Source organism: Candidatus Rhodobacter oscarellae, from assembly GCF_001078595.1.
GTDB lineage: Bacteria > Pseudomonadota > Alphaproteobacteria > Rhodobacterales > Rhodobacteraceae > Rhodobacter_B > Rhodobacter_B oscarellae.
The window spans coordinates 189,802-211,844 of record NZ_LFTY01000002.1 but is presented as its reverse complement, the minus strand read 5'-3'; the positions used below and the strand labels follow the sequence as shown (position 1 = coordinate 211,844).

At 66.2% G+C, this 22,043-nt stretch carries 20 protein-coding genes; 8 read left to right on the top strand and 12 right to left on the bottom strand.

The genetic code is table 11. The features are described from left to right. Window positions 1–66 precede the first annotated feature (66 nt). A complete protein-coding gene (locus AIOL_RS06045; RefSeq protein WP_049642163.1) occupies window positions 67–1,131 on the top strand; it encodes a cupin domain-containing protein in 1,065 nt (354 codons plus the stop codon). Window positions 1,132–1,434: 303 nt separating this feature from the next. Here the strand turns inward: AIOL_RS06045 and AIOL_RS06040 are convergent, their stop codons facing one another. After that, window positions 1,435–2,328: a sugar kinase gene (locus tag AIOL_RS06040; protein WP_049642162.1), complete on the bottom strand. Its 894-nt coding sequence runs from the start codon at window positions 2,326–2,328 to the stop codon at window positions 1,435–1,437. Further along, window positions 2,329–3,216, bottom strand: a complete 888-nt coding sequence (locus tag AIOL_RS06035; RefSeq protein ID WP_049645281.1) for an NAD(P)-dependent oxidoreductase — start codon at window positions 3,214–3,216, stop codon at window positions 2,329–2,331. It lies immediately after the preceding gene. Window positions 3,217–3,322: 106 nt separating this feature from the next. Here AIOL_RS06035 and AIOL_RS06030 point away from each other — a divergent pair, with 106 nt between their 5' ends. Further along, entirely contained in the window at window positions 3,323–4,423 is a 1,101-nt protein-coding gene (locus AIOL_RS06030; protein ID WP_049642161.1) for a serine hydrolase domain-containing protein, read from the top strand. Between the two features lie 200 nt (window positions 4,424–4,623). Beyond that, entirely contained in the window at window positions 4,624–6,210 is a 1,587-nt protein-coding gene (locus tag AIOL_RS06025; RefSeq protein WP_049645280.1) for a SulP family inorganic anion transporter, read from the top strand. Window positions 6,211–6,718: 508 nt separating this feature from the next. On the opposite strand, the gene betA is transcribed toward AIOL_RS06025, so the two are convergent. The 7 genes from betA to AIOL_RS05995 all read right to left on the bottom strand — a co-directional run bounded on the left by betA (window position 6,719) and on the right by AIOL_RS05995 (window position 13,233). Further along, the gene (betA, locus tag AIOL_RS06020) at window positions 6,719–8,374 is read right to left on the bottom strand and encodes a choline dehydrogenase (protein WP_049642160.1); all 1,656 of its coding nucleotides are present in this window, start codon (window positions 8,372–8,374) and stop codon (window positions 6,719–6,721) included. Between the two features lie 3 nt (window positions 8,375–8,377). Then, window positions 8,378–9,022, bottom strand: coding sequence for a glutathione S-transferase family protein (locus AIOL_RS06015; RefSeq protein WP_049642159.1), 645 nt, complete (start codon window positions 9,020–9,022; stop codon window positions 8,378–8,380). A gap of 346 nt (window positions 9,023–9,368) precedes the next feature. Next, a complete protein-coding gene (locus AIOL_RS06010; RefSeq protein WP_049642158.1) occupies window positions 9,369–10,532 on the bottom strand; it encodes an alpha-hydroxy acid oxidase in 1,164 nt (387 codons plus the stop codon). A 108-nt stretch (window positions 10,533–10,640) separates the two neighbouring features. Next, entirely contained in the window at window positions 10,641–11,099 is a 459-nt protein-coding gene (locus AIOL_RS06005; RefSeq protein ID WP_049642157.1) for a thiol-disulfide oxidoreductase DCC family protein, read from the bottom strand. Window positions 11,100–11,111: 12 nt separating this feature from the next. Next, window positions 11,112–11,240 carry a hypothetical protein gene (locus tag AIOL_RS26100; protein ID WP_268760182.1) on the bottom strand — a complete coding sequence of 43 codons (129 nt, stop codon included), beginning with the start codon at window positions 11,238–11,240 and terminating at the stop codon, window positions 11,112–11,114. Window positions 11,241–11,255: 15 nt separating this feature from the next. Beyond that, complete coding sequence (locus AIOL_RS06000) at window positions 11,256–11,720, bottom strand: DNA polymerase III subunit chi (RefSeq protein ID WP_049642156.1); 465 nt, start codon at window positions 11,718–11,720, stop codon at window positions 11,256–11,258. Between the two features lie 40 nt (window positions 11,721–11,760). Beyond that, window positions 11,761–13,233 (bottom strand): leucyl aminopeptidase, encoded by a 1,473-nt coding sequence (locus tag AIOL_RS05995; protein WP_049642155.1) that lies wholly within the window; start codon window positions 13,231–13,233, stop codon window positions 11,761–11,763. A 184-nt stretch (window positions 13,234–13,417) separates the two neighbouring features. Between AIOL_RS05995 and lptF the strand changes: the two genes are divergently transcribed. From lptF to pdxA, 5 genes are read left to right on the top strand one after another with little or no spacing between them, the layout of a single operon-like run. After that, window positions 13,418–14,560: an LPS export ABC transporter permease LptF gene (gene lptF / locus AIOL_RS05990; protein ID WP_049642154.1), complete on the top strand. Its 1,143-nt coding sequence runs from the start codon at window positions 13,418–13,420 to the stop codon at window positions 14,558–14,560. After that, complete coding sequence (lptG, locus tag AIOL_RS05985; RefSeq protein WP_049642153.1) at window positions 14,557–15,654, top strand: LPS export ABC transporter permease LptG; 1,098 nt, start codon at window positions 14,557–14,559, stop codon at window positions 15,652–15,654. Before lptF ends, lptG begins: the two co-directional genes overlap by 4 nt. Next, complete coding sequence (locus AIOL_RS05980; RefSeq protein WP_049642152.1) at window positions 15,651–17,822, top strand: LPS-assembly protein LptD; 2,172 nt, start codon at window positions 15,651–15,653, stop codon at window positions 17,820–17,822. The genes lptG and AIOL_RS05980 overlap by 4 nt, the downstream gene beginning before the upstream one ends. Before the next feature lie 8 nt (window positions 17,823–17,830). Next, a complete protein-coding gene (locus tag AIOL_RS05975; RefSeq protein ID WP_152912389.1) occupies window positions 17,831–19,072 on the top strand; it encodes a peptidylprolyl isomerase in 1,242 nt (413 codons plus the stop codon). After that, window positions 19,069–20,040, top strand: coding sequence for a 4-hydroxythreonine-4-phosphate dehydrogenase PdxA (gene pdxA, locus AIOL_RS05970; RefSeq protein ID WP_049642150.1), 972 nt, complete (start codon window positions 19,069–19,071; stop codon window positions 20,038–20,040). The genes AIOL_RS05975 and pdxA overlap by 4 nt, the downstream gene beginning before the upstream one ends. A gap of 388 nt (window positions 20,041–20,428) precedes the next feature. Here the strand turns inward: pdxA and ccmB are convergent, their stop codons facing one another. The 3 genes from ccmB to AIOL_RS05955 are packed head-to-tail and all read right to left on the bottom strand — an operon-like array spanning window position 20,429 to window position 22,040. Beyond that, the gene (ccmB, locus tag AIOL_RS05965; RefSeq protein ID WP_049642149.1) at window positions 20,429–21,085 is read right to left on the bottom strand and encodes a heme exporter protein CcmB; all 657 of its coding nucleotides are present in this window, start codon (window positions 21,083–21,085) and stop codon (window positions 20,429–20,431) included. After that, window positions 21,082–21,690: a heme ABC exporter ATP-binding protein CcmA gene (ccmA, locus tag AIOL_RS05960; protein ID WP_049642148.1), complete on the bottom strand. Its 609-nt coding sequence runs from the start codon at window positions 21,688–21,690 to the stop codon at window positions 21,082–21,084. Before ccmA ends, ccmB begins: the two co-directional genes overlap by 4 nt. Then, the gene (locus AIOL_RS05955) at window positions 21,687–22,040 is read right to left on the bottom strand and encodes an Mth938-like domain-containing protein (protein WP_049642147.1); all 354 of its coding nucleotides are present in this window, start codon (window positions 22,038–22,040) and stop codon (window positions 21,687–21,689) included. The genes ccmA and AIOL_RS05955 overlap by 4 nt, the downstream gene beginning before the upstream one ends. Between the last annotated feature and the right edge of the window lie 3 nt (window positions 22,041–22,043).

Below are 22,043 nucleotides of genomic sequence, written 5' to 3'. Positions count from 1 at the left end.
CGGCCATTGCGCCGCCCCGGCGCATCTGCCTAACCTTGGGTGCAAGACAACCACCGAGCGCCAGACATGACCCAGACCCTCGCCGAGATCCGCCTGCCGACCGCCGAGCTGCGCGACGACATCCCGTTCTACACCAAGGTGCTGGGGATGCGGATGGACATGATCTACCCCGCCGACGACCCCACCGTGGCGGTGTTCTCGGGGCACGGGCTAAGGCTGCGCATTGAGAAGGACGCGCCCGAGCCCCCCGGCACGATCCGCATCCGCTGCGCCGACCCGGACGGCTTTGCAGATGGCGCGCGGGAACTGACCGCGCCGAACGGCACGCGGGTGGAGATCGATGAGATTAACCCGCCGATGGTGATGCCCGAGACGGTGCATAGCTTTGTGGTGCGCCGCCTCGCCGACCAAGCGCCCTGGATCATCGGGCGCGCGGGCATGCACTACCGCGACCTGATCCCCGACCGACTGGGCGGCTCGATCATCGCCAGCCATATCCGCATCCCCGACGGCGGCCCGGTGCCGGACATGGTGCATTACCACACGGTGGGGTTCCAGCTGATCTTTTGCTACCGCGGCTGGGTGGACCTTGTGTATGAGGACCAGGGCCCGCCCTTCCGGCTGTACGCGGGCTGCTGTGTGATCCAGCCGCCAGAGATCCGGCACCGCGTGCTGTTTGCCTCCGACAATATCGAGGTGATCGAGATCGGCGTGCCCGCCGAGCACGTCACCACGATCGACCACGAGATGGAGCTGCCGAACCCGGTGGTGAACCCCGACCGGCTGTTCCAGGGGCAGCGCTTTGTGCATCACAAGGTCGAGGACGCCCTGTGGCAGCCGCATGACCGCCCCGGTTTCACCTGCCGCGACACCACGATCGCCGCGCATACCGGCGGCGTGGCGGGGGTCCGGATTTTGAAAAAATCCGACACGAAATCAATGGATTTCGTGCACCGCGCCGACATCCACTTCACCTTCGTCATGGAAGGCAGCATGACCCTGGAGGGCGAGGGCCGCGACGCGTTCGAGCTGGAACCGGGGGATGCCTTTGTGATCCCGCCCGGCATGGCCACGCGCTATGCCAATCCGTCAGACGATATCGAGTTGCTGGAGGTGACCCTGCCGGGTTGATCCGAACAAAGCCGAGCTGTGTTCGTCTGCGGTTTGTCCCCCGGCGGGGCTTGGCGCGGCACAATTTTCTTGCAAGAAAATTGCGAAACTCTTGCAAGAGTTTCTTCAGCGCGCCCCAATATGATCCCTAAATCGCACCCCCTTGCCGCTTGCGGGCCCACTTTCCTTGGAAGGAAAGTGCAAATCTCTTGCAAGAGATTTGGCGCACCCAACAAGCGCTTCAGGCCAAGACCTAACCTCGGTCACAGCCTCCAGATCTGATTGCACCCGCGGGACAAAGAAACCGACCCAAGCGCACCCCGCCTATCCTCTTGGCAGGATCGCGCCCTTTACGCCAACGACCCGCGCCGCCAGGTTATGCCCCGCCATCAGCGCCTCGGCTTGGGGCGCGCCGGTCAGCCGCGCGGCCAGGTAGCCGCCGTTGAAACTGTCCCCCGCGGCGGTGGTGTCCACGACCGTCGCGGCGGCGGGGTACGCGGCCTCAACCGGCTCGCCCAGCGAGATCGGCCCGCCGGGGCCGCATTTCAGCGCGCCGTCCCGCGGCCCCCAATCCCGCCACCTTGACGCCACGTCATCCACCGAGTTTTCCCCATAGATCTGCATCTCGTCATCAACGCTTGGCAGAGCAAAATCAGCGAATTTCGACCAACGGCCGATTTCTTTCTTTGCAACCGCAGAATTTGTCCACAGGGCGGGGCGATAGTTCGAATCGAACGCTATCCGCCCGCCAGCGCCGCGAAACCCGCCCGCCCAGTTGTAAAATTCCGACCTAACGCGCTCCGGCAGGATCGCCAGGGTGATCGCCGACAGATACACCACGTCGAAATCCTGCAGCGCGGCAAAATCGCAGCCCGCGCCCTTTTGGAACATCTGCCGCGCCGCGGAGGTCTCGCGCCAATAGGTGAACGAGCGCTCGCCCGCCGCATCGGTGCTGATCGCGTAAAGCCCCACCCGGCGCGCGTCGCTGATCTCGACGCAATCGGTGTCGATCTGCTCGGCCCGGATGAACGCCAAGAGCCGCGCCGAGAACGCATCGCGCCCCAGCCGCGTGACGTAGGAGACCTCCAGCGACGGCGCGGCCCGCTTAAGATAGATCGCCGTGTTCAGCGTGTCCCCGGCAAAGCCCACCTGCGCGGCCTGGCCGGACGCCTCCAGCGACAGCTCCACCATCGCCTCACCGACGCAGGCGACCCGCATCTACGCGCCGAATTTCTTGGCGTAGAAGTCGAACATCTGCGGCACCATGTCCTCGCCCTGCCCGCTCTGGGTGGCCTCGGTGAGCGCGGTGAACACATCGCCCGCCATCACGCTGGGCGCGCCCGCGTCCTCGGCCATGCGGCGGTAATAGCCCACATCCTTCAGCGCGTTCTTGATCGAAAACGCCAGCATGTTGGGGTTGCCCTCGCAGGCATAGGCGCGGATGAAGTCCATCATCGGCGAGCTATTCGGCCCCGCGTTGATCACATCGAACACGGCCTGCTTGTCGACGCCGGTCTTGTCGGCCATGGCGAAGGCCTCGGCCATGGCGTTGGCGACGCATTGCGAGAAGAAGTTGTTCATCAGCTTGATCTTGTGGCCAGTGCCCAGCGCGCCGAGGTGAAAGACGTTCTCGCCCAGATCGTCCAGCACCGGCTTGACCTGGTCATAGGCCGCGCGGTCCCCCGAGCCCATGATGTTGAGCAGGCCATCCTTGGCGTGCATCGGCGTGCGCCCCAGGGGCGCGTCCAGCATCTGCGCCCCCGCGGCGGCGACCTCCGCCCCCAGCGCGATGGTGCTATCGGGCAGCGAGGTGCCGAAATCGATCACCACCTTGCCCGCCGAGAGCCCCGCGATCACGCCCTCCGCGCCGCGCATCCGCCCCTCGACCTGATCCGAGGTGCCCACGCAGAGCATCACGATATCGCTGGCCTCGGCGACCGCCTTGGCGCTGCCCGCCTCGGAGGCGCCGCGCGCCAGCGCCGCCTCGATCCCGGCGCGGTTGCGGTTGCCCAGCACGGTCAGGGCGTAGCCCTTGTCTTGCAGCCGCCCCACCATCGCGGCCCCCATCAGGCCAAGTCCAATGAATCCAATTTTGGGTGCACTCATGATAAAATCCTCTTTGCTGTTGGGCATTGGAATACCGCGAAGCTTTGTGCTTGTCTGCACCGTTTTCCGCGTTGCGCTCGCCGGTGCGGGCGCTAGGCTCCGCCGGATGGAACAGCACGCACACAGCCTGCCGCATTGGGCGGCCCCGCAAGAGGCCGGGTTCGCCGCAGAGGCGCTCGCGACGGCCCTGCGCTTTGCCCAGGACAACGACTCCGCAATGGACCGCGACATCGGCCAGGCCCTGCGCGCGGGGCATTTCGGCGAGCCGATGCCGCTCGGCGCGCCCATCGGCCCCAGCACCCCCCGCGGCGGCCCGGCGGGGGTGATCCTGCGCGGCGGCAAGGTCGCGGCGCAGTGGGGCGACCCGGCGCGCGTGGACATGAGCTTTTCGATCTCAAAGAGCTATCTGGCGTTGCTGGCCGGGATCGCTGTCCAGGACGGGCTGATCTCTGACCTGGACGCGCCTGTCTCGGCGCAGATCGACAGCCCGCATTTCGACAGCCCGCAGAACCGGCCCATCACCTGGGCGCAGCTCTTGCAGCTGACCAGCGAGTGGCAGGGCGAGCTGTGGGGCAAGCCGGACTGGATCGACCATTACCGCGACCTGAGCGCCACCGGGGAGCGCCCGCCGATAGGCACGCGCCACCCGCTGCAAAGCCCGGGCAGCTTCTGGGAGTATAACGACGTCCGGGTAAACGCGCTGGCGCTGGCCCTGACCCTGCTCTTTGGCCGCGCGCTGCCCGAACTGCTCAAGGAACGCATCCTGGACCCCATCGGCGCGTCCGACAGCTGGGCATGGCACGGCTATGACAATTCTTACGTCGAGATCGACGGCCACCAGGTCCAATCGGTCTCGGGCGGCGCGCATTGGGGCGGCGGGCTGTGGATGTCGAGCCTCGATCACGCCCAGGTCGGGCAATTGATGCTGCAGGGCGGGGCCTGGCAGGGGGCGCAGATCATCGACGCCGCCTGGGTGGAGGCCTGCCGCGCGCCCTGCCCGCTGAACCGCAATTACGGGCTGCTCTGGTGGCTCAATACCGGCGGCGCGCAGTTCCCCGGGGCGTCCGAGGCCTCCTATTTCGCGCTTGGCGTGGGCAGCCAGATCATCTGGATCGACCCCGAGGCCGACATGGTCGTGGTGGCGCGCTGGGTGGAGAAATCCGCGCTGCCGGAGTTTATCCGACAGGTCACGGCCGCGCATAGCTAGCCAAATTTTTGCCCCCCGCCGCAGCGCCCCGGCAAGGTGGGGGCNCGGGGTTAACGCATTCTACGACAATATGGGCGTATCCTTGGCCATGACCCTTTCGCATCCGCAGCATCCATGTTAGCGCCCGCAGCACCCTCTTTTCCGAACACCGAGTTCCCGCAGTGACCGATAACGTCTACACCGCGTTCGCGCGCAATCTTATGTCCGGCATCAAAGTTTCCGGGCCGCGGCCGACGCCGCTTTTGCTGAAGACAGAAATCCTTTCCGGCCTCACCGTGGCCCTGGCGCTGGTGCCAGAGGCGGTGGCCTTTGCCTTTGTGGCGGGCGTGCATCCGCTGGTCGGGCTTTATGCGGCCTTCATCGTGGGGCTGATCACCGCGGTGATCGGCGGGCGGCCCGGCATGATCTCGGGCGCCACGGGCGCGCTGGCGGTGGTGATGGTCAGTCTGGTGGCGCAGCACGGGGTGGAGTACCTCTTTGCGACCGTGGTGCTGATGGGCATCCTGCAGATCGGCGCGGGGATTATGAAGCTGGGGCGGTTTATCCGCCTGGTGCCGCATGCGGTGATGCTGGGCTTTGTGAACGGGCTGGCGATTGTGATCTTCCTGGCGCAGATGAGCCAGTTCAAGGTGCCGGGCACCGCGGTGTCTGACGGGCATGGCGTCTCTGGTGGCGAGTGGCTTTCGGGTTGGCCCCTGGTGGTCATGCTGGGCCTGGTCGGGCTGACAATGCTGATCATCTGGCTCCTTCCGCGGGTGACCACAGCGGTGCCGGCGCCGCTGGCCGGGATCGCCATCGTGGCGCTGATCGTGATCGGGTTTGGCATCGACGTGCCACGGGTGGGCGACATGGCCTCGATCGAGGGCGGGCTGCCGCTGTTCCACATCCCCATGGTGCCGCTCAATCTTGAGACGCTAGAGATCATCCTGCCCTACGCGCTGATCCTGGCCGCGATTGGCCTGATCGAGAGCCTGCTGACGCTGAACCTGGTGGGCCAGATCGTCGAGAAACGCGGCGGCGCCAGCCAGGAATGCGTGGCCCAGGGCGTGGCCAACACCGTCACCGGGTTCTTCGGCGGCATGGGCGGCTGCGCGATGATCGGCCAGTCAATGATCAACGTGAAATCCGGCGGCCGCACCCGCATCGCGGGCGTGGCGGCGGCGCTGTTCCTGCTCAGCTTCATCCTCTTCGCCTCGCCGCTGATCGAGCAGATCCCGCTGGCCGCGCTTGTCGGGGTGATGTTCATGGTGGTGATCGGCACCTTCGCCTGGAACACCTTCCGCATCATGCGCCATTCGACCCGGTTCGCGGGCTTCGTGACGCTCTTGGTGACCGTGGTCACCGTGCTGGAGGACCTCGCGGTGGCGGTGATCGTGGGCGTGATCGTCTCGGCGCTGCAATATGCCTGGGTGAATGCCTCGCGCATCTCCGCCCGCACCGAAGAGGCCAAGGACGGCGCCAAGATCTACCGCATCCAGGGCCCGCTATTCTTCGGCTCGGCGGCGGGGTTTGACGAGCTTTTCACCCCGCGCGCCGACCCCGACATGGTGATCGTGGACTTCGCCGAGAGCCGCGTGGCGGACCAGTCCGCGCTGAGCGCGATCGAGGGGGTCGCCACGCGCTATCAAGACCTCGGCAAAGAGCTGCATATCCGCCACCTCAGCCGCGACTGCCGCCAGATCCTGGGCCGCGCCGGGTTGATCGTGGAGACAAGCGAGGACGACCCGGATTATCAGGTCGCCGCCAATTACGCGGTGCGCACCGGGCTTTTTGCCGGCGGTCACTGAGTTCGGTTGCAGGCGCGCCGATTGGGACGCCCGAGATTTCCTCGGGGCCCTATATCAGGTCGCTCAATCTGGGAAAGCTGCCCGCCGGGAGGACCAAGCGGGCGGTTGGGAATGCAACGGCGCCGCCGCAAAGGGCGTCCGTGATCCGAAGGGTATTCCGCGGAAGGGTCGGACGGGACAAAGTGAGCGCCCCTGATCGGACTTCGCGAGTGCTTGGCCAAGCAGCGGACGTTCTACAGGTCAGCGGTTAACTGCTCGATAACCCCGCGTACGGTCGCCTAAGATTTGGCCTTGAGCGAGCGTGTGGGCGCGCCAAATCTCTTGCAAGAGATTTGCACTTTCCTTCCAAGGAAAGTCCGGCCCGCGAGCCGGCAAGAAGGTGCGGTTAATGGATCACTTTGGGGCGCGCTGAAGAAACTCTTGCAAGAGTTTCGCAATTTTCTTGCAAGAAAATTGCGTCGCGCCAATACCCGCCGCAGGCCAGAACCTACCAAACGACATAACGATCTTACCGCTGCTGGGTCTGCCAATCCGGGTGTATCCAGGGCTCGTCATTGGCGGCAGCCAGCGGCGCGCGGCCCAGGATGTGATCGGCGGCCTTCTCGCCGGTCATGATCGATGGCCCGTTGAGGTTGCCGTTGGTGATCTGCGGGAAGACCGAGCTGTCGGCCAGGCGCAGGCCATCGACCCCAATGACGCGCATCTGGGGATCCACCACGGACATCGGATCACTGGCGCGGCCCATCCGGCAGGTGCCGCAGGGGTGATAGGCGCTCTCGGCGTGCTCGCGGATCGCTGCGTCCAGCTGATCGTCGCTCTGGAGCTGCGCGCCGGGTTGGATCTCTTCGCCGCGATAGGGCGCGAACGCGTCTTGGGCAAAGATCTCGCGGGTCAGGCGGATGCCGGTGCGGAACTCCTCCCAGTCGTCGGGGTGAGACATATAGTTGAAGCGGATCACCGGGTCGTCCGCCGGGTCGCCGGAGCGCAGGGTCACCGCGCCGCGCGACTTGGACCGCATCGGGCCGACATGCGCTTGAAAGCCGTGCCCCTGCGCCGCCGCCTGCCCGTCATAGCGCACCGCGATGGGCAGGAAGTGGAACTGGATGTCGGGGTATTCGATCCCCGCGCGCGAGCGGATGAAGCCGCAGCTCTCGAATTGGTTCGAGGCGCCGGGCCCGGTGCGGGTGAAGAGCCAGCGCGCGCCCACATAGGCCTTGCCCAGCAGGTTCCAGTAGGTGAACAGGCTGACCGGCTGCGTCGCGGCCATCTGGATGTACATCTCCAGGTGGTCCTGCAGGTTCTGCCCCACGCCGGGGCGGTCGGCGGCCACCGCGATGCCGTGCTCGGCCAGATGCGCGGCGGGGCCCACGCCCGACAGCATCAGAAGCTTGGGCGAGTTGATCGCCGAGGCGGCGATGATCACCTCGCGCCGCGCCCGGATCACCCCGCGGCCCTTCACCGCCACGCCCACCGCGCGGCCCTCCTCGATCACCACCTTTTCGACCAGCCCTCGGACGAGGTCGCAGTTCTGCCGCCGCAGCGCGGGCTTGAGATAGGCGTTGGCGGCGGACCAGCGCCGCCCCTTCCAGATGGTGGCCTCGAAGGCGCCAAAGCCCTCCTGCTGGCGGCCGTTATAGTCCTGGGTGACGGGGTAGCCCGCCTGGTGCCCCGCCTCGACAAAGGCGCGGGTCAGCGGGTTGTCGCGCGGGCCGCGCGAGATGTGCAGCGGGCCATCCGTGCCGCGCCAGCTTGGGTCGCCCTCGCCCTCGGTCTCTGCGCCGTGCCAGGTCTCCATGCGCTTGAAATAGGGCAGCACGTCGGCATAGGCCCAGCCATCGGCGCCCATCTCGGCCCAGGTGTCAAAGTCGCGGGCGTGGCCGCGCACATAGACCATGCCGTTGATGCTCGACGAGCCGCCGATCACCTTGCCGCGCGGGCAGACCAGGCGGCGCCCGCCCAGATGCGCCTCGGGCTCGCTCTCATAGCCCCAGTCGTAGCGCCGCATATTCATCGGAAAGGACAGCGCCCCAGGCATCTGGATGAACGGCCCCGCATCGGTGCCGCCATGCTCTACCACCAGCACCGAGGCGCCGGCCTCGCTCAGGCGATACGCCATGGCCGAGCCCGCAGAGCCCGCGCCGACGATCACAAAATCTGCTTCCAAACGTCAGGCCCCTTCGACCCTCAGCGCGCTGTAGTCGACCATCACATGCTGCCGGTAGGCCGGGCGATGGCTAAGCCGCTGGTAATATTCTTCCAATCGCGCCCTGGGGCGCCGTGGCACGTCAATATCATACCAGCGGTAAAGCACGTGGCCAATAACGACATCCGCGGCGGTGAACCTGTCGGACGCAACGTAATCTTGGTGGGCGAGCTGCGCCTCGAGGATGTCCAGCGCGCGCTCGAACTGGGCGAGGCTGCGGTCCAGCGCCGCCTGGTCCCGGTCCTTGGCCGCCGTGCGCACGCGGGCCCAGAAGATGGGCACGGTGAAGCCCAGCGTGAGGTTGATCTTGCCCCACTCGGCCCATTGATCCACCGCCGCCCGCGCCGCCGGATCTCTGGGCCAGAACGCCTCATCGCCATAGGTCCCGGCGAGATAGCGCAGGATCGCGCAGCTCTCCCAGACCACCAGGTCGCCATCCTTCAGGGTTGGCACCGTGCCGTTGGGGTTCAGCGCCAGATACTCGGGCGTGTCGACGCCGCCGAAAACGTGGCCGTAGTCCAGGCGGCGATGCGCGAGCCCAAGCTCGCCCACCGCCCACATCACCAGTTGCACATTTGAGGACGTGGCGCGTCCATAGACCGTCAGCATGGCTGGCTCTCCTTGTCTGCTCGCTGGCCGTGTGGGGCCTTCTCGCCCGCGAGGTGCGCCGGGGAACGGCCAGAGGGCGGAGCGTGATTGCTGAGAGCTACACCAAATCTTGATGATTCGGAGCGAAAAATGGACCTGGGAGGGCCGGTTTCCGGCGCGCCGTACCGGCGCCCACCCATTTCTATCTGTCGCGCATATTCTTGAAGATTACGTCAATTTTTTACAGCCCGCGTCAGTCTGCGCACCGTCAAAGCGCGAGGCGAAGCCGAGCGCCCGGCGACAATTCGGCAAGCCCGAAGGGCGCAGGCGAATTGGCGCAAAGCCTCCCCAACAAACGCCGAAGCCCTCAGGCCCAGCGCCCGGCGAAGCCCTCCGGGACCTGCAGGTTCGAGCGGTCCAGATCCGTCACTCGGGTGCGTCCGCAGAGCGCCATGGACGTGTCCAGCTCCTTGTGGATCACCTCCAGCGCCTTCGCGACCCCCGCCTGGCCCATCGCGCCCAGCCCGTGGTTGAAGGCCCGCCCGATATAGGTCCCCTGCGCGCCCATCGCGAGCGCCTTCAGCACGTCCTGGCCCGAGCGGATGCCGCTATCGAGATGCACCTCTACCTTGCCGCCCACCGCGTCCATGATCGGCCCCAGCGCGCGGATCGACGACAGCGCGCCGTCCAGCTGCCGCCCGCCATGGTTGGAGACGATGATCGCATCCGCGCCGACGTTCAGCGCCAGCTTTGCGTCCTCGGGGTCCAGGATGCCCTTCAGGATCAGCGGCCCGCCCCACATCTCCTTGATCCTCTTGACCATCTCCCAGTCCATCGACTTGTCAAAGCTCTCCGCGGCCCAGATCGCCAGCGAGGTCATGTCGCTGATCCCCTCCACATGGCCCACGATATTGCCAAAGCTGCGCCGCTTGGTGCCCAGCATGGCGCGGATCCAGGCCCATTTGGTGGCGAGGTTCACCAGGTTCGGCACGGTCGGCTTGATCGGGATCGACAGCCCGTTCTTGAGGTCCTTGTGCCGCTGCGCCAGCAGCTGCAGGTCCAGCGTCAGCACCAGGGCCGAGACATTGGCCGTCTTACAGCGCTCGATCACCCGCTTCACGAAGTCCCAGTCGCGCATCACGTAGAGCTGGAACCAAAAGGGCTTTTGCGTGTGCTCGGACACGTCCTCGATCGAGCAGACCGACATGGTCGACAGCGTGAAGGGCACGCCGAACTCCTCGGCCGCCTTGGCCGCCAGGATCTCGCCATCCGGCCATTGCATCCCCGTCGAGCCCACCGGGGCCAGAGCCACCGGCATCGCCACGTCCTGACCAATCATCGCCGAGGCGGTCGAGCGCCCGGTCATGTCGATCGCGACCCGCTGGCGCAGGCGGATCTGGTCAAAATCCGAGGTATTCTCGCGATAGGTCTGCTCGGTATAGCTGCCGCTGTCGCAATAGTCGTAGAACATGCGCGGGGTGCGGCGCTCGTGCAGGCGGCGGAGGTCTTCGATGCAGGTGATCACGGGCATGGCGCGGGCCTTCCTGGCGGGATTGGTCAAAAGTTGTTACCAATCCGCCGCCACCGCTGCAACGCCCGAATGCAAGGCCCGAATGCAACGCCCAAATTCTGGCCCCCGCTATGGCATGAGCCGCCGCAGCACCTCTGGATCCGGCAGCGCGCATAGATCTGCCCGCCCGAACAGGCGATAGCGGTTGCGCGCGACCAGCCGGTAGGCCGTGTCCGGCAGCGCCCGCGGCACCAGCCGCAACACAGCCAGCCACCGCCAGCGCCAGCCCATATGCCGGGCGGCCTGCGCCGCGGCCTCCAGCGCACCGAAGCCGCGCCCGCCCTCGATCACAATCCAGGTCGCCGGGTCGTCCGGCGAGACGCCGTAATGCGCCGCAAGCGCGCGCCCCAGCTCGGATTGCAGCGGGATCAGCCGGAACACCTCGGCATGGTCGTTGCGCGCGATCCATCGCGCGCCCCGGGCGCAGAGCCCGCATTGCGCATCTAGGACCGCAACCGGGCCTGAATCGTCGAACTCCGGCACCGCGAGGTCGCGGCGATAGGCATAAGGGGCGCGTTCGGTCAGCATCTCCTGCCATATCTAGGATGGGCGCAGGCCAAAAACACCCCAAGAGCCGGGACGGGCCCAGGCCGACATTGCAAGGCTGACCGCGATATAGACGATGTTGGTGCGCAGCTGCGCCGCCGGCGGCCCCACGAGCAACGGCATCAACTTGCCACATATTCAGCCGCTGGGATGCTGCGCCTTCATCTGCCAGGAGCCGCTTTCTTGGCTCCAGTACTGCGCCGCGCAGCCCGCGCCGGTCAGCGCCTTCCATTGGCCGCGGGCGTGGTCCACCGCCGCCGGGTCGTTGCCGTCAAAGAGGATGCAGACCCGTTCCAGCGCGTTGACCTCCTCGGGCGCGACGGCGGCGCCGTCGACGGACATCACGCAGCCAGGGTCGTTGCCGCCCACGCCAGAGGTCAGCAGGATCGGCTGGTCGGCATCATGCGGCCCGCCCGCCCGGCCATGGGGCAGGAACCCCTCGTCCGGGCCAAGCCAGAGCTTCTCGTCCAGCCAATCCAGGCGCTTCTCATCGGCGCCGCGCACGACCACCGCCCAGCCCGCCTGGCGGGCCTTGCCCAAGAGCATCGGCAGCACCGCCTCAAGCGGTTGCCGGGTCAGGTGGTAGAAATATGCCGCGCCCATGTGAACACCCGTAGGATGGGGTTTAACCCCATCCTACCCGTTAGCCCTCGTAGCCGTCTGCGATCAAACGGTTCAGCGCCAGGATGCCCCAACCCGAAGCGCCCTTGGGCGCCATCGCGGTCTCTTTCGGGGTCGAGGCCACGCCCGCGATATCCAGGTGGATCCACGGCGTGTCCTCTTTCACAAAGCGCTGCAGGAACTGCGCCGCCGTCACCGACCCCGCCGCGCGGCCGCCGATATTCTTCATATCCGCCACGTCCGACTTCAAGAGCTCGTCATAGGCGTCCCCCAGCGGCATCCGCCAGGCGCCCTCCTGCTCGGCCCCGGCGGCCTTAAGGAACGCGTTGCACAGCGCATCATTGTTAGAGAACACGCCCGCGTTCTCATGCCCCAGCCCGATAACGATCGCGCCGGTCAGCGTTGCCAGATCCACCATGCCGGTGGGCGCAAAGCGGTCCTGGGCGTACCACAACACGTCGCAGAGCACCAAGCGCCCCTCGGCATCGGTGTTGATCACCTCCACCGTGTCGCCCTTCATCGAGGTCACCACGTCGCCCGGGCGTTGCGCGTTGCCGTCGGGCATGTTCTCGACCAGCCCGACCAGGCCCACCACGTTTGCCTTTGCCTTGCGCAGGGCCAGCGTTTTCATCACGCCAGAGACGACGCCAGCGCCGCCCATATCCATCGTCATGTCTTCCATGCCGCCGGCGGGCTTGAGGCTGATACCGCCGGTGTCGAACACCACGCCCTTGCCGACCAGCGCGAAGGGCGCCTCGTCTTGGCCGCCCTTCCACTGCATCACCACAACCTTAGAGGGGCTCACGCTGCCCTGGCCCACCCCCAGCAGCGTGCGCATGCCCAGGCGCTCCAGCACCGGCTCGTCCAGCACCTCGACCTCGATGCCGAGGCTCTCCAGCTCTTGCAGCCGGTTGGCGAATTCGGTGGTGGTCAGCACGTTGGAGGGCTCGCTGACCAGGTCGCGGGTGAAGAACACGCCGCTGGCCAGGGCCTGCGCCTCTGCGAAAGCCGCCGCCGCCGCCTCGGGCGCCGAGACCAGCAGCGTCACGCCGCCATCGGCGGGCGTGGTCTCCTCGCCGGTCTTATGGTCGGTGAAGGCGTAGTCGCGCAGCAATACCCCCAGGGCCAGCTCGCCCACATGCTTGAGGTTGCCCGCCAAGATGCTGACATCCTTGCCCTTCTTGGCCTTGCCGATCGTCGCGCCGGCGGCGCGCGCGTCCAGGGCCGGCGCGCGCTTGGTCAGCTTGACCACCTGCACCGCGTCGGCGGCCATGCCAGCCGGGAAAGCCATCTCGAGCGCGCCCGCGGTCTTGGTCTTCTCAAACGCCTCGGATGCGACCAGCCGCGCCAAGGCGCCCTTGGTCAGCCGGTTCACGCGGCGCCCCGCCTGATCAAGCTTGCCCGCCTCGTCCACAAACACAGCGACCCGGCCGGTCAGGTCCGCGATGGCGTCCAGGTTCAGTTCCGTAACTGTGGCGTTGGTGAGTTCAGTCATCTTGGTTCTCGCGTCTAGGGGGTTTTCCCATTCCTAGGCGCTCGCCAACGGATTGACCACCGGGGGCGCGCGAAATCCCCGGATTTCGCTGATCCGCCCCGCGGGCCAGTTAGCAGTTTTATGCCCCCGCAAACTCCGATAAACTCACCCAACCAAGGAAAAAGCAGCGCGGTGGGGCGGCCATTTGACCCGATTTGACAGATATGTCCTTTCGCAGCTTTTGATGCTGTTCGGGCTGTTCTCGCTGATTCTGGTGATGGTCTACTGGGTGAATCGCGCGGTGGTGCTGTTCGACCAGTTGATCGCCAACGGGCAATCGGCGGGGGTGTTCTTTGAGTTCACCGCGCTGACCCTGCCGAATGTGATCCGCCTGGTGCTGCCGATCTCGGCCTTTGCGGCCTCGCTTTATGTGGCCAACCGGCTTTCCTCGGAAAGCGAGCTTTTGGTGGCCAAGGCCGCGGGCCACAGCCCCTACCGCCTGGCGCGCCCGGTGCTGGCCTTTGGTGTCATCGTGGCGCTGATGGTGGCGCTGCTGACGCATTTCCTGGTGCCGCTGAGCATCGCGCGCCTAGCCGAGCGCGAAGCCGAGATCTCTCAGAACATCACGGCGCGGCTGCTCAACGAGGGCCAGTTCCTGCACCCCACCGACGGCTTCACCTTCTACATCCGCGAGGTCACGCCCGCCGGCGAGCTTAAGGATGTGTTCCTCAACGACGCGCGCGGCGACACCGAGCATGTGACCTATACCGCGCGGCAGGCCCTGCTGGTGCGCCACGAATCCGGCCCCAAGCTGGTGATGTTCGACGGCATGGCGCAGACGCTGAACGTGGCCGACAACCGCCTATCCGTCACCCGGTTCGAGGATTTCGCCTATTCCATCGCCACCCTGATCGGCTCGGACGAGCGCACCGCGCGCGGCGTCAAGGAGCTGTCGACCCGAGAGCTGGTGGCCCCCAGCCAGGCGGTCTTGGACGAGGTCGGGCTGCCCTTGGCGCGTCTGCTGTCAGAGGGGCATGGGCGCAGCCAGCAGGCGCTGCTGGCCATCGTGGCCGCCTTGGTGGGCTTTGCGGCGATGATGATCGGGTCGTTCAACCGCTTTGGGCTGTGGCGGCAGATCATTGGCGCGCTGGTGGCGATCATCCTGCTTAAAAGCGCCGACAACGCATTCGCGGATATGGCGCGCTCGGACCCCGGCCTCTGGCTGGTCTCCTATGGCGCGACGCCGCTTGGGATCGCGATGACGCTGATCCTGCTATGGATCTCGGACAAGCCCATGCTGTTCAAGCGCCGCCACAAGCCCGAGACCGACGCGGAGCAGAAACCATGATCTTGCACCGCTACTTTGCTTGGCGCTTCTTTTTGGTCTTCTCGGCCGTGTTCATGATCTTCTTGGGGATCTTCATCCTGCTGGATATGGTCGAGCAGATCCGCAAGTTCGACAGCGACAACGTGGGCTTCTTTGAGATCGTGAAGCTGACGCTTCTGAACGTGCCGCAGGGCATTTACCGCATCCTGCCACTGATCATGATCCTGGCGACCCTGGCGCTGTTTTTGTCGCTGGCGCGCTCGTCAGAGCTGGTGGTGACGCGCTCGTCCGGGCGCTCGGCGTTGCGGGCGCTGATCGCGCCGATCCTGGTGGCCTTCGCCATCGGGGTCTTTGCCGTGGCGGTGTTCAACCCGATCGTCGCCGCCACCTCCAAGCAGTACGAGATCCAGGCCGCCAAGCACAGCCAGGACATCTCGAGCGTGCTGTCGATCAGCCGCGAGGGGCTTTGGCTGCGCCAGGGCGACTCGGACGGCCAAACGGTGATCCGAGCGGTGCAGTCGAACCTGGATGGCACGCGGCTATTCGACGTGACCTTTATGGCGCTCGGGCCGGATGGCGCGCCGCGGTTCAGGGTCTCGGCAGACATCGCCCAGCTTGGCCCCGACGGCTGGCAGCTGACCAACGCCAAGCGCTGGTCCTTCGCGGGCGAGGCAAACCCAGAGCAGTCGGCCACCACCCATGCCAGCTTTCAGATCGCCTCGAACCTGACAACCGAGCAGATCCGCGACAGTTTCGGCACCCCGGCCTCGATCCCGATTTGGGAGCTGTGGGGCTTTATCAACCAGCTCGAACGGGCCGGCTTCTCTGCCCGCAGCCACCGCGTTTGGCTGCAGATGGAGATGGCCCTGCCGCTGATGATGGTGGCGATGCTGCTGATCGGCGCGGCCTTCACGATGCGGCACACGCGCTTCGGTCGGACGGGCGTGCTGGTTTTAACCGCGCTTGGGCTCGGATTTGCTATGTATTTCATTCGCAACTTCGCGCAAATATTGGGTGAGAATGGACAGATTCCCATATATCTGGCCGCCTGGAGCCCACCGCTTGCCGCGATATGCCTATCGCTGGGCATCCTGTTGAACGTGGAAGACGGATGACGCGCGCGCTTCTTCTTGCCCTTTCGCTTTGCCTGGCGCCCCTCTGGGCGCTGGCGCAGAACGCGACGCTGATCGCCGACACAATCTCGTTCGGCGGCGAGGACGTGGTGATCGCCGAGGGCAATGTCGAGATCCTTTACGGGGATCAGCGCATTCAGGCCGACCGCATCGTCTTTGATCAGGCCGCCGATGAGCTGCGCATCGAGGGCCCGCTGACGATCATCGACGAAACCTCCGGCGCGGTGCTGACCGGCCAGGACGCGGTGCTGACCCAGGACATGCGGCGGGGCATCATCCGCGGCGCGCGCTTCCTATTGGCGGACCGGCTGCAGATCGCCGCCGCCGAGCTGAACCGTGTCGACGGGCGCTATAACCAGCTTTACAAGGCCGTCGCCTCGTCCTGTAACGTTTGCTCTGAAACCTCCACGCCGCTCTGGCGCATACGCGCCAAGCGCATCGCCCATGACCAGGAAACGCGGCAGCTATACTTCGACAATGCCTGGTTCGAGGTCGCGGGCGTGCCGGTGGTGTACTTTCCAAGGCTGCGGATGCCCGACCCGACCCTGCGCCGGGCGACGGGCTTTCTGATCCCGGAGCTGCGCAATTCGACCACGCTGGGTGTGGGGCTGAAATTCCCCTATTTCATCGCCATCAATGACCAGTCCGATCTGCGGCTGCGGCCCTATATCTCGTCCCGCACCCGCACGTTAGAGGCCCGCTATCGGCGCGAGTTCTCGTTTGGCTCGCTGATTGTGGAGGGCGCGGTCAGCAGCGACAACCTGACCGACGACCCGCTGCGGACCTATCTTTTCGCAGAGGGGCGTTTTCGGCTGCCGCGCGATTTCGCGCTGAATGTGGATCTGCGGCTGGTCTCGGACCCGTCCTACCTGATCGCCTATGGCTATTCCGATGTGGACCGCCTGCCCAGCAAGATCGAGCTGACGCGCACGCGGCGCGACGAGCATATCTCGCTTAGCGTTGAGAAGCTGCGCAGCCTGCGCGACGTCGAGATCCCTATTGAGGACACCCTGGCCACGCTTCTGGGGCGCGCCACATACGAGCGGCGCTACTTTCCGGCCATGGTGGGCGGCGAGGCCCGGCTGACCTTTGACTTAGAGGGCCACCAGCGGGCCGCCTCGGGCATCGACCCCGCGCTGTCGGCGGCCTGCACCGCCGCGGGGCTGGACCTTGTTGACGACTGCCTGTCCCGCGATGTGCTGCGCGCCGGGGTCGAGGCGAACTGGCGCAAGGGCTGGACCTTTGGCCCCGGCATTCAGGGCGCCGTCGAGGGCCAGGTCGCCGCGGATTACTATTGGATCAGCCAGGACAACCAGTTCGACGACCTGCTTGGCCATGTGACGCCCACCGCCGCGGCGGAATTCCGCTGGCCCCTGGCGCGCACGACCGCAGGCGGCGCACGCGAGGTGCTGGAGCCCGTGATTCAGATCGCCTGGACCGACACGCTGGGCGCGAATGTGCCCAACGAGGACAGCCAACTTGTGGAATTCGACGAGGGCAATCTGTTGGCGCTCAGCCGCTTCCCGGGATCTGACGTTTACGAGCGCGGCTGGCGCGCGACGATGGGATTGAACTGGAACCGCCTAGGCGCGAACAACAACAGCTATTCGGCGACGATTGGGCGGGTGTTCCGGCTGGATGATCTGGGGCAATTCAGCACCGCCTCGGGGCTGGACGGCGCGGTGTCCGATTGGCTGGTGGCGGGACAGGTCAAAGTGCAGCGGCTGACGCTGACCAACCGCTCGCTCTTTGACGACAGCTTTGGGTTCTCGAAATCCGAGACGCAGCTTGCCTATCATGGTGAAAGCGTCTCTGCCGGGGCAAGCTATATCTGGGTGCAGAACGACCCGGACGAGGGCCGCACCGGCGACACCTCGGAGTTGAAGTTCAACGCCGATTACCGTTTCGCCCGCAACTGGACCGCAAACCTAAACGGCCGCTACGACGGCAACACCAACCAGGCCACCGAGGCCGGGTTCGGGCTGGGATACGCGAATGAATGCGTGAACATCGATTTTTCGGTCTCGCGCCGCTTCACCACTTCGACTAACTTGACCGCATCTACCGAGTTCGGCCTTGATGTGTCCCTGAGCGGGTTCGGCCAAGGCGGCTCGGGCCAGGCGCGCGCCTGCCACCATAAGCAGGGGTGAAAGATCACATGAGCAGACGGAAGACCACCGATATGGCACAGCTTCGCATCATGATCCTTGGGCTCCTTGTTGCCCTCGCAGGACCGGCCCTGGGCCAGAGCAACCCCTTCGCCCCGGCGGTGCAGGTCAATGACCGGGTGATCACCCAATTCGAGCTGGACCAACGCATCCTGTTCTTCGAGGCCCTGCGCGCCCCGGGAGATCTAGAGCAACAGGCCCTTGACCGGCTGGTAGAGGAGCGCCTGCAATACGACGCCGCCCAGACGCTGGGCCTGTCAATCGGAGATGAACAAGTGCAAGCCGGCATGGAAGAATTCGCCGGACGCGCCAACCTGACCGCCGAGCAATTCGTCGCGGCCATGGGGCAAGAGGGCGTGGCGGAGGAGACATTCCGGGATTTCGTCCGCGCCGGCATGCTGTGGCGCGAGGTTGTGCGCGCGCGCTTCGGCCCGCGCACCGTCGTCACCGAGGCCGAGATTGACCGCGCCCTAGAGCTGGGCAGCGCCACCGGCGGGGTTCGGGTTCTAATCTCAGAGATCTTCTTGCCCGCCGACACGCCGGAACGGCGCGCCGCTGCGCAGCGCCGCGCGGAGGACCTCAGCAAGATCACCACGCTTGGCGCCTTCGCCTCGGCTGCGCGGCAGTACTCGGCAGCGCCCTCTCGCGGGCGCGGTGGCCGGCAGGACTGGATCCCTGTGGGGAACTTGCCGCCCGCCATCCGGGCGCAGATCCTGACCCTGGCACCGGGCGAAGTCACCGACCCAATCGAGGTGCCGAACGCCATCGCCTTGTTCCAGCTTCGCGACCTCGAAGAAACCGACGCCGCCGATGCAGAGGCGGTGTCTGTCGAATTCGCGCGCTATTTCATCCCCGGCGGGCGCAGCGGCGCCGCGCTGGCGGAGGCCGATAAGATCATGGCCGAGGTGGACACCTGCGACGATCTCTATGGCGTCGCCCAGGGCCAGCCCGAGGACCGCCTGCTGCGCGACGTGTTGCCGGTTGCAGAGATCGCCGGCGACATTGCAATTGAGCTGGCAAAGCTGGACGAGGGCGAGGTCTCGACCGCGCTGAGCACGGGCGACGGGCAGGCCTTGGTCTTCCTGATGCTGTGCGGGCGCACCCTGGAGGTCAACGCCGAGGCCAACCGCGAGGCCGTTCGGCAATCGCTGATCAATCAGCGGCTGGCCTCCTATGCCAGCGGCTATCTTTCGGAACTGCGCGCCGACGCGGTGATCCAGCGCCTGCAATGACCGCGCCCATCGCGCTGACCGTCGGCGAGCCCGCAGGCATCGGCCCAGAGATCGCGGTGCAGGCCTGGGAGGCCTTGCGAGGCGAGCTTGCGTTCTTTTGGATCGGCGACCCGCGGCACCTGCCGCAAGGGGCAAACTGGCAAGAGATCAGCGCCCCCCGCGCGGCGCATGACATCATGTCATCGGCCCTGCCGGTCCTGCGCCACGATTTCGCCGGCGATCGCGTGCCGGGTCAGCCCGACGCCAGCAACGCCCAGGGGGTCATTGACGCAATCGCCCGCGCCGTGCGCCTTGTGCGGTCCGGCGATGCCGCGGCGCTCTGCACGGCGCCGATCCACAAGAAGGCTCTGAAGGACGGCGCGGATTTCGCCTATCCCGGACATACCGAGTACCTTGCGGCATTGGCAGGGGCGCAACGCGCGGTGATGATGCTGGCCTCGGACCAGCTGCGCGTCGTGCCCACCACGATCCACATCCCCTTGGCAGAGGTCCCCGCCGCGCTGACGCCTGAGCTCTTAGAGGACACGATCCGGATCACCCATGCGGCGCTGCAGAAGGACTTTGGCGTGAAAGCGCCCCGTATCGCCGTGGCCGGGCTGAACCCGCATGCGGGCGAGGGCGATGCCATGGGCCACGAGGATTCCCAGCGCATCGCGCCCGTGCTCGAGACCCTGCGCCGCGAGGGCCTGGACCTGCGGGGGCCGTTGCCCGCGGACACGATGTTCCACGCCGCCGCGCGGGCGCGCTACGACGCCGCCGTGGCGATGTATCACGACCAAGCGCTGATCCCGATCAAGACGCTGGATTTCGATCGCGGCGTCAACGTGACGCTCGGGTTGCCCTTCATCCGCACGTCCCCCGACCACGGCACGGCGTTCGATATCGCGGGGACGGGCACGGCCAACCCGACCAGCCTGATCGAGGCGCTGCGCCTGGCGGCGCGGATGGCGAAGACGCGGGCCGACTGACGGTGGGCCGCCGCAACCGGGGCACGGCCTCGGTCGTGGCTTGAGCGCGGTCCCTACAGCGGATCGCAAAGAAACTGATTCAGGTTTCATGCGACACGCGGCAGAACCGGACAATGTTTTGGGTACTTGCTCTCAACGTGATGTCTCAAGTTAGAAGCGAAACGCTTTGAACCAGGATTAACGACGATTTAAGGAGCGCCGTTCTAGGCTGCACATCGGCGGCACGGGGAGCGCGCGGCGACGCGTTTTTGACCACAATATATGGCGGGGAATCCCCCCTACCTCCACCCATGGTGGACCGATTCGCGTTACCAGAGGGTTAAAATTCTGCGCCGCAGCAAACCCACGCAGCAAGCCTACGCAGCAAGCCTCGGGTCAGCTCTCGATCTTACCGCAAATTCACCCGCAGCACCGCGGCCGTGGCAAAGGGCAGGCAGGCCCACGCGCCCAAGGTGATCCCCGCCAGCAGCGCCAGCGGCGTGCCCAGCGGCAGCCCTTCCGCCCCGCGCCGCGCCGCCTCGGCGCCATAGATCAGCGTCGGCACGTAGAGCGGCAGCACCAGCAGCGACAGCAACAAACCGCCGCGCTTGAGGCTGACCGTCAGGCCCGCTGCGAACGCCCCGATCATGCTCAGCGCCGGAGTGCCGAGGGCCAGCGAGGCCGTCAGCCACACATACCCCCCGGGCGCCAGGTTCAGCATCACGCCCAGCGCCGGCGCCGCCAGCGTCAGCGGCAGGCCCGTGGTGAGCCAATGCGCCACTGCCTTGGACAGCACGACCCCCTCCATCGGGATCGGCGCGGTGGCCAAGAGGTCCAGCGAGCCGTCCTCGAAATCGGTTTGAAAGATCCGGTCGAGCGACAATAGGCAGGCCAGCAGCGCCCCGACCCACAGCACCCCCGGTGCGATTGCCCGTAGCATCTCGGGCCTTGGCCCGACGCCCAGCGGGATCAGCACGGCGAGCACCAGAAAGAAGGCAAGCCCCAGCCCAAAGCCACCGCCCGCGCGCACCGCCAGGGTTATGTCGCGCAACACCAAGCGGATCAAAGGAGATCCCCCTGCCCCACCATCGGCTTTGCGCGATACTCCGACAGATCGAAGCTTTGCGCCTCGATCCCCAGATCTATGTGGGTCGCGATAAGCGCCGCGCCGCCGCCTTGCAGATGCGTTTGCAGAACTGAGGCAAAGAGCTGCACGTTAAAGGCGTCCAGCGACACCGTGGGCTCGTCCAGCACCCAGAGCGCGCGCCCGGTGACCAAGAGCCGGGCCAAGCCCAGCCGCCGCTTTTGCCCTGCAGAGAGGCTCTGCGCCGGGCGGTGCCGCAGCGGGTCCAACGCGAAGGTCTGCAGCGCCGCGTCGACCTTATTCGGCTCCCCATAGGCTCCGGCCCAGAACGCCAGGTTCTCGGTCACCGTCAGCGTGGCTTTCAGCCCATCCGCATGCGCGCCGTAAGCGATGGCCTCTGGGTCCACCTCAATCGCGCCCGAGAGCGCGGGCTGCAGCCCCGCGATGGTCCGCAACAGAGTGGTTTTGCCGCAGCCGTTGGGCCCACGCAAAATCAGCGCCTCGCCCGCCCTGACCGAGAGGCTGACGCCCTCCAGAATGGGCACGCCGCCGCGCGCGCAGGCCAGGTCATGCAGCGCAAGCATCAGACCGTCAGCAGTGCCGCGCCGATGCGGCGGCCCTCGCCCAGCAGAACGTTGTATGTCCGGCAGGCGGGCGGCGAGGCCATGACCTCCAGCCCGATCCCCGCGCCCTCTACCGCAGCGCGGAAGGCCGCGGGCGCGTGGGAGATCTCGGCGCCGGTGCCCACCAGCAAGACGTCTATCTCGCCCGCGCAGGCCAGCACGGCCTCTAGATCGTCATAGCCTCCCCAGCTCACCGCGCGGGACGGCAGCACCAGGGTGCTGCCCTGCACCACCTGCCCGCCGACGCGGAAGAAGCCCGGACCATAGCCGTCGATCGGCGTCGCGTCGGTGTAGGTGACCTCGTTCAACTGCATGTC